Raw genomic sequence first — 13,087 nt, 5'->3', positions numbered from 1 at the left:
CTCCTCCGTCACGGTCGCGGGGTGAACGGCAGCACGGTGACCCGCAGGGTCCACTGCCCGGTGCCGGGGTCCTGGAGCGCGTCATCGATCCTGAAGCGCGTTCCGCGCGGCAGGAGGAGCTCCCTCTCGGACCGGTGCACGCTGCCGTCGCCGATCCACAGGGCGGGGTGCCCCGCGGGCACGGCCAGGTGGAACTGGTATGCGGCGGTCCGGTTCACGGTCTCGACCCCCAGCGACCCCGAGAGGAACCCCCGTTCGAGGAACTCCGTGCCGATCAGGTCCGTGGGGTCGTGGAAGGGCTGACCCGGCGGGGCCATGAAGCCCACACCGAACACCGAGCGCCGTACCTCGACCGTCTCCGGAACCGGCTCCATCGCCCGGTCGAGCACGTCCATCCCCTCGCGCAGGAGGCCCCAGGTCTCCTCCGCGTTCTCCCGGCTCGGGGTGTGCCCGTCGAACCACTTCTCGACCCACGAACCGAAGAACCGCTGCTCGCTGAGCCGCAGGACCTCGGACTCGGGGCTGGCGTTCCGGGAGAAGTCGTTGTAGAACTGCCCGTTCTTCGTGTAGGCCCGGGCGGAGTTCTGCTGCTCCGGGCTCAGGGACGGGAACCGGTCGCCGAGGACGAGCTTCCCGTACCCCGCGCCGTCGCCGTCGGTGGCGAACCGGCGCACGCCGTCGGGGTCGACCCGTCCGGGGCGGTCTTCGGGCAGGTCCGGCCCGGCGGCCTGTGTCCCGGACTCCGGGGGACCGGCGGAGCCCTCCGCGGAGGCCGCGGCGTCGTCCAGCCCCAGGAGCGCGGTCAGGAAGGCTTCGGTGCCACCGCTGAGTCCCGTCTGTTCGGGACCGGTCACGGTGGTGTCCGTGTCGGTCCGCACGGTGAGCACCTGGACGTCCGAGGTGTCCCCGGCCCGCTGCTGCGGGGCCGGAACGGTCTCCGGCGGCGGGACCACCACCTCGGCTTCGATGTGGAACCCCGGCAGTCCGGACGCCCCGCCCCATCCCGCGCGGGTGATCCGGTAGGTGGTGCCCCGGGCGAGGATGACCTCGCGCTCCTTCGGGTACTCGCTCCTCTCGCCGACCCACAGCCCGCGGCTGCCCGCGGGCACGGTCAGGTGGATGACGTTCCCGGATTCGGTCTGGTGGTGCCCGGCCAGCTTGTTGCCCAGGGACGCGGACATGAACCCGGGCTCGGTCTGGACGGTGCCCACCAGGGAGTAGGGGTTCAGGTCCTGGTACCCGTCGAGGAACGAGACCTCGTACAGGCCGCGGACCATCTCGACCGTCTCGGGCAGGGGGCGGTCGACGGCCCGGTCGAGGCGGTCCAGGAACGCGGCCACCTCGGCCGTGGTGGGGAACACGTCCCCGTTGGACCGCGCCAGGACACCGGCGCCACCCGCGTTCTCGTGCCAGCCCGCCAGCTCCGCCTCCGGGTCCGGCGCGTCGAGGATGTACCTGACGAAGCCCGCGGTGTGTTCGGGCACCCGGTCCTGCGCCAGGAGTTCCCGAAGGCGCTCGACGGTGGGCCAGGACAGGTCGTTCAGCTCGTACAGGCTCCAGCCGCGGGCCTCCATCGGGTCCGTGTTGGTCTCGAGGTGGGTCGCCTCCCGCACCTCGTCCAGGGCGTTCTGGACCTGCTCGGCCGAGAGGTTCTCGCGGACGACCTCGTTGAGCCATCCGGCGGCCGTGTAGCTGCGCACGTCGCCGCGCTGCCGCTCGTGGAGGGAGTCGAAGGCGTGCGGGTTGTTCGACGGATCGTGGAGCCAGCGGCCGTAGGCGTCGGTCTCCTCCACGGAGCGGAACCGCCGCACGCCCAAGTCGTCGACGTACCCCCTGCCGTCGTCGTCGGCGGTACCGGTGCCGACCGGGAGCCCGGCGTCGGTGGCGGAGGCGTCCGGGGTGGCTGTGTGTCCCGTCGCCTCGCCGGGGGGCGCCGTGTGTCCCGTCCCCTCGTCGGGGGCGGCCGTGCCCTGACCGGTCCCCCCGCCGGTCGCGGGAGGGGCCTCCTCCACGGCCGGCGGCCGGGCCCCGGACGCGGTGTCGGCCTGCACCGGCAGGATGGCCTCGGCGGTCAGCAGCAGGCCGTCAGCGGTCGTCTCCGCGCCGGTGACGCGATAGGACATTCCTCGGGGCAGGACGATCTCGTGGTTCGACGGCCGGGGGCCCTCCGTGCCCAGCCAGAGCCCGTGCGCGCCCTCGGGCAGGGTCAGCCGGACGGTCGCCGCGGGGTGCCCCAGGCCCTTCGGTTCCGGGTTCACGGAGACCGTGGTGTACCCCGGACTGCTCTGGACGGTGCCCACCAAGCCGGAGGGGTCCCTCTCGTCGTACCCCTCGGGGAACCGGAGGTCGTCGGTGTCGGTCAGGACCCACGTCGTCTCGACCGCCTCCGGGAGCGGGCGCCCCACCGCTTCGTCGTAGGTTTCGAGCAGGTCCCGCACACCCTCGGCGGAGGGGTAGGTCCCCCCGTTGGCCGCGGCCAGAGCCCCGGCCATACCGCTCCTGTGGTACAGACTGGCCAGCCGTTCCTCGGGGCGCCCCAGCGCGAGGACCATCCGCAGGAAGTGCGTTCCGGGGGTCCCCTCCTCGGCGGCGTCCACGATCTCCCGCAGCCGCTCCGGGGTGGGCCAGGTGAGACCGTTGGCCTCGTAGACCTCCCAGCCGCTGCTGCCGCGGGAGTCCGCGATCGAGGGCTGCTCGGGACGGCTCATCGAGCGCAACCGGTCGAGTTGCGTCCGCATGTCGCCCGGGGGCACCAGCGCCAGGTCCGCGAGCAACGGGGTGTTCGAGAACGCCTTGGCGACGCGGCGTGCCTCCGCGGGGAGGGTGTCCAGCCCCGGCATGCCGCTCTCCGCGTGAGCGGCCTGGTGCGCGTACCAGTGGGCCTCCGTGGGGGTCCGGAACCGTCGGACACCGGACGCGTCCACCCGTCCGTCCGAGAGCGGGTCCGCGAAGGCCTCCGGGCGCAGGACCACCTCCGCGGAGAGCACGGTCACGATCCCGCCCGTGTTCATGTCGAACGTCTCCCGGACACCGGTGATCCGGTAGGTGGAACCTCGGGCGAGGGTGAGTTCGCGCTGTTCTGGGTCGTGGCTGCGGGAGCCGATCCAGAGGCCGTGCGCGTCCTGGGGGACGTTGAGCCGCAGGAGGTAGCGGAAGGGTGCGGCGTCGGTCTTGAAGGGCCGGTCGCCCAGGGTGGTGGACATGTACCCGGGCTCGGTGTGGACCGTGCCTTCGAGGTCGTCGGCGTCGTACACGCCGGCCGCTTGCAGCAGGTGGTCGATGGAGTGCATGCCCCGGGAGACGACCAGGCCTTCGGGAAGGGGGCTGCCGGTGGCGTCGTCGAGGAGGCGGAAGAGTTCCAGGACGCGGTCCACGTCGGGGTAGGTCCCGCCGTTGTGGCGGGCGATGACCCCGGCGTACCCGGCGTTGTGGAACCAGTGGCGCAGCTCCGCGGCGGGGTCGCGGGCGGTGAGGACGTAGTCGATGAGTCCGACGGTGCGCGGGGGGAGGCCCTCCGGGTTGGCCCGGATCTCGCGCAGCCGGTCGAGGGTGGGCCAGGTGAGTTCGTTGGCCTCGTACAGGTCCCAGCCGTGGGCGGTCGTCACGGTCGCCGGCTGCTCGGCCTCCTGTTGGGTTTCGCCCCGTACCAGTGCCAGTTGGCGCGCCACACCGGTCGGGGACAGGGGCCGGACCCGGGCCAGCCGGGTGATCCAGGCGGACCTGGTGTAGGCGTCGACCATCCCGCGCTGGTCGGGGGTGAGGGTGTCGAAGGCGTGGGGGTTGTTGGTCGGGTCCTGGAGCCATTGGTCGTAGGCGTCCAGTTCCCCCAGGGCGCGGAAGCGCCGGTATCCGTCGTCGCCGATGTGCCCGCGGCCGTCGCCCGCTGGAGGGCGCGACTCCTCGTCCGCGACTGTGGAGGCGTCCGAGTCGTCGTCCCCGTCCTCCGCGGACGGCTCCCGCGCCGACATGTCCGCGGAGACCGGCTCGGCGTCGATCTCCATTCCGCCGTCGGTGATCCGGACATCGGTGATGCGGTAGCCGAAGTCCCGGGGCAGGACCAGCGCGTACCGGTCGCCCGTCGCGCCCTGGTCACCGATCCACAGGCCCCGGGCGTCTTCGGGGAGGACCATGCGGACGACCGCCACGGTGCCGTTCGGCGCGGTGGTGAAGGGCGAGTCGCCCAGGGAGACGGTGGTGTACCCCTGCTCGCGCTGGTCCCTGCCCACCATGGCGGTCGGGTCGTCCGAGTCGTCCGAGTCGTATCCGTGGAGTCCGGGGAGGTCCCGGCCGACATCCAGCACGAAGGACACCGCGATCGGGCCGGGCAGGGGCTGGTCCACGGCAGCGTCCATGTCCCGGATGATCTCCAGGGCACGGTCCCCGGTGGGGTAGACACCGCCGTTGGCCCGGGCGACCTCCCCCGCGTCGTCCGCGTTCTCGTACCAGTGGTCCAGCCGCAGCTGCGGATCGGAGGAACCGAAGATGTCCGCCGCGATCGCCTTGAACGCAGGGGAGCGGCCTCCCCCGGCGTACAGTTCCCGCACCCGGCTGAGCGAGGGCCACGACAGGTCGTTCGCCTCGTAGAGCACCCACCCGTTGGGGTCGTCGGGGTCGGAGGCGTTGTCGAGGCTGGTCCTGCTCCAGAAGTCGAGCCTGTCCTGGATGACCGCCGGGTCGGAAGTTCCGAGCCGGGCGAGATTGCTGAGCCACGGGTACGCGGTGTGCTCGCCGATGAGGGCGCGCAGCTCCGGCGGGAGAGCGCCGTAGGTGTGCGGTTCACCGTCCCGGTCCTCCATCCGCTCCGCGTAGGCGTCCAGCTCCTCCCGGGTGCGGAACCCGCGGTCCTCTCCGCCGCGCGTTTCGGGGGCCGCGACCGTGCTGCCGCCGTCGTCCGTGCGGTCGAGCGGGGCCCGGTCGGTGCGCCCGGCCGGGCCCGTCGGCGCTTCGTCGTCGGAGTCGTCGCGGTCGAGGAGGGGCCGGTCGTCGTACGCGTCGTCTCCGTCGCTCTCGTGCCCGGAGTCCTCCAGTCCCAGGAGCGCGGCCATTCCGGCCTCCGCGTCCGCACCGAGTCCGGGCTCGTCGGGGCCGGTGACGGTGGCGTCCGTGTCGGTCTCCGCCGTGAACACGTGCAGGTCGGCGGACTCCTCGGTCCCCGCCTGGTCCGGTTCGGGAACCGGACGCTCCGGCACGATCACCTCGGCCTCGATGTACAGGCCCTCCAGTCCGCGGGAGCCGCCCCAGCCCGCCCGGGTGATCCGGTAGGTCGTACCCGGGGGGAGGATCATCTCGCGCTCCTCGGGGTGCCTGCTCTCCGAACCGATCCAGACGCCCCGGGAGCCGCGGGGGAGGGTCAGGTGCAACGCGTGCGCGTAATTGGACGTGACCCCGGCGAGCTCGTGCCCCAGCGACGTGGACATGAACCCGCGCTCGGTGTGGACGGTGCCCACGAGGGAGTAGGGGTCCTTGCCGTCGAAGCCTTCGAGGTGGTCCAGTTCCTCCAGCCCGCGGATCACCTCGATCCCCTCGGGCATGGGCCTGTCGATGGCCTCCGTCAGGGTCCGGAGGTGTTCGAGCGTGCGTTCCGGGGGCGGGAACGCGTCGTCGCTCGACCTGGCGACCTCCCCGGCCTCACCGGCGCGCACGTGCCAGTTGTCGAGTTCCTCCTGCGGGTCCGGCGCGTCGAGGATGTACCTGACGAAGCCCTCGGCCCTCTCCGGAACGCGCCCCTGCTCCAGGAGTTCCCGCAGCCGGTCCAGGGTCGGCCACGCGAGGTCGTTCATCTCGTACAGTTCCCAGCCGCGCGAGCCCATGGGGTTGGTCTCGAACGACGCGACGGTGTCCTGGCGCATCAGGTCCAGAACGATCCCCACCCGTTCCGCGTCCATGGAATTGCGGGCCACGGTGTTGAGCCAGCCGTCGATGGTGTAGCCCGTGATCCTGTTCCGGTGCTCAGGGCTCAGAGCCGCGAAGGCGTGCGGGTTGTTGGCGGGGTCGTGGAGCCACAGGTCGTAGGCGTCGAGTTCCTCCTCGGTGCGGAACCTCCGGATCCCGTTCCCGTCGACGTGGCCCCGTCCGTCACCGGGTTCGTGCCCGGCGCGGAGCGTGTCCGGCCCGGTGGCGGTGTTGTTCGTTCCGTCGGGCGCGGTCCCTGTGGCGGTGTTGTTCGTCCCGTCGGGCGCGGTCCCTGTGGCGGTGTTGTTCGTCCAGTCGGGCGCGTCCCCGGCGGCGGGCGGCGCATTCACCACCGCGGGCGTGGCGGTGTCGTCCGCCGGCGCGTGCACCCGCGCGGTGATCACGGGTCGGTCGCCGGACGTGTCCACGGAGTCGATCTGGAACCTGGTCCCCGGCGGGAGGACGATCTCCTGGTTGTGGGGGCGGGGGCCCGCGCCGCCCAGCCAGAGGCCGTGCGCCCCCGGCGGCAGGACGAGGCGGACGACCGCTGCCGGCCCCTCGCCCGGGCCGACCGGACGCGGGTTGAGCGCGACCGCGGTGTACCCCCGGGTGGTCTGCTCGGTCCCGACCAGCGCGGAGGGGTCGCGCGGGTCGAATCCGTGCAACCGCCGCGCAGTCGCCTGGTCCAGGTACCAGGTGCTCTCGACCGCGTCGGGCAGCGGACGGCGGACGGCGTCCTCATAGGAGGCCAGCATGTCCAGCAGCCTCTCGGGCGAGGGGTAGGTGCCCCCGTTCGCGCGGGCCAGGACCCCGGCGGGCCCGGCCGCGTTGTACAGCCCGTTCAGCCTGCGGGCCGCCTCCTGGGGGCCGTGCCTGAGGATGCCGGTGATGAATTGCGCCCGCGCGGGGTTGCGCACCCGCTCCGCGGGCAGGAGCTGGAGCAGCCGTTGGGGGGAGGGCCAGGTGAGGCCGTTCGCCTCGTACAGCTCCCACCCGAGGAGCCGCTGCTGCTCCGCCGGGGTGGAGGCCGGGGTGACATGGCTCGCCGCGCGCAGGGAGTCCAGCAGTTGCCGGGCACCGTCCGGGTCCGTCCTGGTGTGGTCGAACCCGCCCGCGAGCGCGCTGAGGGCGCGGGCGAGGTCGTGCCGTGCCCGGGGGAGCGCGTTGACGGCGTGCGGGTTGTGCGCCGGGTCGTGGAGGCGGTGGCCGTACCAGTGGGCCTCCTCCGCGTTCCAGAATCTGCGGACGCCGTCCTCGCCTGTGCTCCCCTCCGAGAAGAGGTCGGGCACCGCCCGCGGCAGGGGGACCACGGTCGCGGTGATCACGAACTGCGGGCCGCCGGATTCGGGGTCGATCCTCTCCTCGACGCCGGTGATGCGGTACGTGGTGCCGCGGCCGAGGGTGAGCTCCATCTGCTCCGGATCGTGGCTGCGTGTACCGATCCAGAGGCCGCGGATCCCCTGGGGCACGTCCAGGCGCAGCAGGAAGGGGAATCCGTCCGCGTCCGTCTTGAAAGGGGAGTCGCCCAGGGTGGTGGACATGTAGCCGGGCTCGGTGTGGACGGTGCCCACCAGCGCGCGGGGGTCCGTGCCCCCGGTCGTGCGCAGGAGGTGGTTGATCGACTGCATGCCGCGGGACACGGCCATGCCCTCGGGCAGCGGGCGGTCGACCGCGCCGTCCATGAGGCGGAACAGCCGCCGGACCGCGTTGGCGTCGGGGTAGACGCCCCCGTTGAGCCGGGCGATGACCCCCGCGTATCCCGCGTTGTGGAACCAGTGGTCGAGTTCGGCACGGGGGTCGGGGGCGTCGAGGATGTACCGGATGAGCCCCCGGGTCCGCGGGGGCAGCGGCTGGGGGGAGGCCGCGATCTGGCGCAGCCGCTCCACGGACGGCCAGGCCAGACCGTTGGCCTCGTACAGGTCCCAGCCGTGGGCCATCTGCGCCATGTCGGGGTCGGCCGCCTCGGCCCGGGACTGCGAGCGCCACTCCATCAGTTGTCGCACGACGTTCTGGGGCAGGAAGGGCCGGATGCGGGCGACACGGGTGATCCAGGCGGACCTGGTGTAGGCGTCGACCATCCCGCGCTGATCGGGGGTGAGGGTGTCGAAGGCGTGGGGGTTGTTCGCCGGGTCCTGGAGCCACCGGTCCTGCCTGTCGATCTCCCCGGGCGAGTCGAAGCGGCGGATGCCATTCTCGTCGAGGGTGCCCCTGTCGTCGGTGTCCGTGTCCGAGTCGTCCGAGTCGTTCGATTCTGCGTCCGAGTCGTCCGATTCGTCCGATTCTGCGTCCGAGTCGTCCGATTCCGCGCCGTCGTCGGTCTCGTCGCCCTCGTGGTCCGCATCGTCGTGGACGGCGGCGGGCTCTGTCGGGGGCGCGGCCACCGGTCGCGGTTCCGCGGGCAGGGCCACGGCGGTGATCTCCACGATCCCGTCCGACTCCGTGACGTCGGTGACGCGGTAGCCGGTGCCGCGGGGGAGGAGGAGCGTGTACGGGTCGGATGTGCCCGCCCTGTCGCCGATCCACAGGCCGCGCCCGTCCTCGGGCACGCTCAGGTGGACCAGGACCTTACCGTCGCCGTCGCCTCCGGTAGCCGGTGAGCGGTCCAGGGAGGTGCGCAGATACCCCGCCTCCCGCTGCTCGGTGCCCACCAGCGAGGAGGGGTCGCCCTCGACGTACCCGTCGAGCCCGTGGAGGCCCTCGTCCCCGCTCAGCGCGAAGGTCACCTCCACGGGGCCGGGAAGCGGGCGGTCGGTCGCGGCGTCCAGGGTACGCAGGGTGTCCAGGACCTGGTCGGCCGTCGGGTAGGCGCCGTCGGCGGCCCTGGCCAGGGCCCCGGCCTCGTCCGCGTTGTCGTACCAGTGGCGCAGTCGTTGGCGGGGGTCCGGCGCCTTGAAGACGTCGTCGATGAGCCGGATGAGGGTGCGGGTGTTCCCGCCTTGGGAGTTGAGCTCCCGGATCTCGGCGAGCGTCGGCCACCGCCTCCCGTTCTTCTCGTAGAGAGGCCAGCCGTTGAGGTCTTCACTGCTGGCGTTGTCGCCCGCGTCGTACGTCAGGTCCTCCAGCCTGTTCCGGACGGAGGCGGTGTCGAGCGAGGGGAGCCAGGTGAGGGACGAGAGCCAGTCTGTGGCCGCCTGCGCGACGACGGTCTCGCGCTGGTCCCGGGGCAGCGCGTCGAAGGTGTGCGGGTTGGTGCCCGGGTCATCGAGCTCCGCGGCGCGGGCGGCCGGGTCCTCCAGCCCCAGGAGGTCGGTCATCCCGTCTTCCCGCTCGCGCGTCGCCCCGGGTTCGGGGAGGTGTCCGTCCTCCTCGGCCGGGTCCTGGTCCGTCGTCTCCATCAGGAACACGGTGATCTCGTCGTCCGTGTTCGGCTCGGGCGCCGATCGGGCTGAAACCGGCTGCGGGGGCGGTCCGTCCCCCGGGTCGGAGGACTCCTCCCCGGTCACCGGTCCGCTCCGGACGGGCGGGGGCTGCTCGTTGAGGGCGCTGTGGAACGTGTCCAGGAGCGAGGCGTCCGCGGGGCGCTCCCCCGGCTCCGGCTCCATCCGGTCGCTCGGGGGTGCGCCGCTCGCGGGACGGGGCGGCTGCGCCGGCGGTGTGTCGGTCGCTGTCCGGGGCGGTGTCGGCGGCTCCTCGGACCGTCCTTCCGGGGCCGGTGCGTCTTCGTCGCCGTCGACCAGCGCCGTGTTGACGGTCTTGACCGTGTCCGGTGCGCCGTAGGGGGAGGGTCCCCGGTCCGCGGGGTCCTGCATCGCGTACTGGACGTAGTCCGTCGTGAGCCGCCCGCCGGGCTGCCAGAGCCGGGCGCGGACCGGGTCGTGGCGGTCCTGGAGGTGGCGGCCGATGCCGCGGGCCAGGACCTCGGCGTCCCGGACGCGTTCGGCAGGGATGGACTCGCCGCTCAGCGGGACGCGCCTGTCGGAGGGGTCGGAGACGGTGTACACCAGTGCCTGCGCGAGCGTGCGCGCCTCGTGGATGGAGCGGTTCTCCGGGTCCGGACCTTCGACGGGTCGCAGCTGCCTCCAGAACTCGGCGCCCAGCGCCCGGGCTCCGGGGATGTCGTTGTCCGCGAGGGCCCGGGTGAGTTCGGGCAGGCGGTCCAGGACCGACGCGGCGCGGGCGTCGGCGCGCGGGTCGATCCCGGAAGCGGTGGGGTCGGTGGGCGCCTTGCCGGGGGTGTCGGGTCCGCTGTCCGCCGCGCGGTCGGGTCCGGCGGCGGGCGGTGCCGGAGGCGCGTCCGTGGCCGTGCTCCGCGTGGGGACCGGCGTGCCCTCGGTCGTGTCGGGCGTCGTGGCCTCGGTGGCGGGCGGGGCGTCCTTGCGGCTCTCCTGGCCGTCCTGCTCCTGGCCGCCCCCCTCTTCGGCGGGGTCCTCCCCGTGTACGGACTCGGCGCCGTCGTCCTCGTCGCGCTCGGCGGACTGTTCGGCGTCGCGCTCGGGAGTGGTGTGCCCGGTGTCCTCTGTTTGCTGAGGGGGTCCGCTCTCGGACTTGGGACCGGTGTCGTGTTGGTCGCCCCCGCTCTCGGTGACGGGCGGCTGGGGCGGCGCGCTCTCCGTCCTGAGGTCGGTGTCGTGCTGGCCGTTGCCGGTTTCGGCGACGGGCGGCGTAGACGGCGGGACGTCCTCCGATGCGGTCCGCTGCTCGGGTGCGGGTGCGGGTGCGGTGTCCGGCTGTGACGTGCTCTCGGCGGTGCTACGCGCGTCGTCGCCGGTCGACTGCTGCGCGGACGGGTCCGGTGTGCGGGTGTCGCCGGTGCGCTGGGGCGAGCGTCCGCCGCTGTCGGAGGGCGGGTTCTGCGGTGCGCTTGCGGGTGGCGGGGTGGTGTGGCCGGCTGGCGGTGCCACGGTGACGGGGGCGGGGGTGTGCTGCTGCTCTGGTGTGGGGGTGGAGCGGTCGGCTGTGTTCGTGCCGCCGTTGTTGCCCGGGTCGGGTGTGGTCTGCTCGACGCCGGGGGGCGTGTTCATCCCCGGGTTGTCGGGGGTGATGGCGTTGAGGAAGTTGACGGCGAGGGGGCCGTTGTTCATCCCGGGGTGGAAGAGGTCGTCGCTCGTGCCGGGGTGTTTGGTGTCGGTGGTACCGAGGGGGTCCTTGGCGGGGTCGGGGGTGGTGAGGGAACCGGGGAGTGGGGCGCGGGTGTCCTCGTCCTCGCGTACGCGGGCGTTGTCGTTCGGGCCGAGGTCGTCGGGGTCGCCCGGTTCGCTGTCGGTGTCGCTGACCAGGTCGGGAACGTCGTCGACCTCGGGGGATTCGTTGCGGCCGTACGGGGACGACTCGTCGCCCTGACGGGACGGGGCGGGACCGTCGTCGTGTTCGTCTCCCCGTTGGGGCCCGCCGCCGGACTCAGGGGCAGGGGGTTCGTCGCTGTCGCGGTCGGGACCGCTGTTGCCCTCGCGTCCGCCTCCGCGGTCCTCCCGGTCCGCCCCGCCCCGGTTCTCTCCGCTGGACCCGTCGTCCCACCGTTCGGATCCGCTTTCGAAGAGGGGTGAGCCGTTCCCGTTGCCGGGAGCTCCGGACCCTCTCCCGGCAGAGCTGTTGCTTTCGGTTTGGGGTGGTGGGAGTGGGGTGTGGTCTCTGTGGCTGAACAGGTCCAGGCCGTGCAGGGCGCTGTCGGTGGCGCCTTGTTGGATGCCTGCTTGGGAGGCGCCCGCGGTGGCCGACCACACCGAGGCTTCCCAGCCGCGTCCGTCCATGACGCTGCCCAGGCCTTCGCCGAGGTAGCCCTCCAGGGCTCCGGAGCCGATGGTGCCGCCGGTCTGCTGGGCGTAGGCGCCGGTGGTGGAGAAGTACTCGGCCAGGGGCCGGTTGAGGTTGACGGGTACGTCGGCCAGGTGGTCGCGCATGTGGGGGGGTAGGCGGTCACCGATGGTCTGGCGTAGCTGTTGTCCCAGGGCGGGGTTGTTCCAGTTGCGGGTGAGGGTGTTGGCGTAGTCGCGGCCCAGGTTGCGTGCGGCACTCTCGCCGAGGTGGTCGCCGAAGTGGCGGGCGAAGAGGTCGGCGAACTCCTCGCGGGCGGCGGCGGCTTTGGCGGCGTTGTCGAAGGCGCCTGCGCCGATGGGGCTGCCGGGGTGGTAGGGGGCCAGGAGTTCTTCGTTGTGGCGGGTGAAGAGGGTGGCCAGGTCCTGGTTCAGGGACGGGGACGCCGGTGGCCCGCTGGTCGGGTCGTCCTTGGGTGTGGGTGTGTCGGGTCCCCGGTCGGGGTTGGTGGCGGGTGGGTCGTCTTTGACGGGGCCGGTGGGGGGGTCGTCTTTGACGGGGCCGGTGGGGGGCCCGTCGGGGCCCCCGTTGGGTGGTCCGGGGGGTGTGTCGGGGGTGTTGTTGAGGGGGCCGGGGGGTGGGGGTCCGCCGTCGGGGCCGGTGCGGGTCAGGGGTGGTGGGTCGGGGAGGCCGTGGAGGTCTTTGAGGCCGGTCTTGAGAAGGTTGACGAGGTTGTTGCCGAAGAGTGTGTCCAGGCCCAGGGCGGCGAAGGCGGAGATGAGGCCTTCGCCGATGGCGCCCAGGTGGGAGCTTTTGGTGAGTTCGCGGTCCTTGTTGTGGCGGGTGCCCTTACCGATCTGGATGCGTTGGATGATGCTGTCCATGCTGGCGTAGATCTGGCTGAGGATCTGGTGGCTGGGCACGGTGAAGGCGAGCCAGGTCAGGATGCGCCGCATGGCCAGGCTGCGGATGGCCTTGAAGACGGGGATCCACTTCAGCGAGGCGCCGAAGGTGAACTTGGCGGTGGCGATGGCCCAGGCGATCTCGACCAGGAGTTGGATGAACTGGCCGATGACCATCATGTGCATGTACTCGACGTTGGCGCGGGCCTTGAAGAGTTCGGTGGACATGACGGTGGAGTTGTCCTGGGCGGAGCCGACGTAGTTGTTCTCGCCCTTGGTGAACTGGTCCAGGGAGCGTTCGTAGCTGTCGGCGGTTTTGCCGTCGAAGTGGCGGCGGGCGTGGGAGCGGCTGAGGGCGAGGAGTTCTTCGAGGTGTTTGAGGCGTTGGGTGAGGCTGTTGTAGATCTCGGAGGCGTGGCCGAGTTGGTAGAGGCCGGCGCGGGGGACCTTGATGCCGGTGAGGACTTTGATGGCGTCGCGTGAGGAGTCGGACATGTTCGGGTCCAACGGCATACGCGACTCCTTCCTCTACCTCCTGTCGCCGCTACGCGGCCACGAACGTAACACCGGGAGAACCCGCGCGGATCGGCGCCCCATTCCCC

1 protein-coding gene is annotated in these 13,087 nt (G+C 72.3%); it reads right to left on the bottom strand.

Going from position 1 to position 13,087, the window contains the following annotated elements:
- Window positions 1-8 precede the first annotated feature (8 nt).
- On the bottom strand, window positions 9-12,998 hold the full coding sequence (locus tag PV789_RS28520) for an ADP-ribosyltransferase (RefSeq protein WP_274975384.1): 12,990 nt from the start codon (window positions 12,996-12,998) through the stop codon (window positions 9-11).
- Window positions 12,999-13,087: the final 89 nt, after the last annotated feature.

The sequence above is a fragment of the Nocardiopsis camelliae genome (genome assembly GCF_028993595.1).
Lineage (GTDB): Bacteria > Actinomycetota > Actinomycetes > Streptosporangiales > Streptosporangiaceae > Nocardiopsis > Nocardiopsis dassonvillei.
This window is presented reverse-complemented; position numbering and strand designations above follow the sequence as displayed.

Excerpts from the sequence above, each read along its gene's own strand:
- PV789_RS28520 (WP_274975384.1), bottom strand. The coding sequence starts at position 12,998 with ATGCCGTTGGACCCGAACATGTCCGACTCCTCACGCGACGCCATCAAA.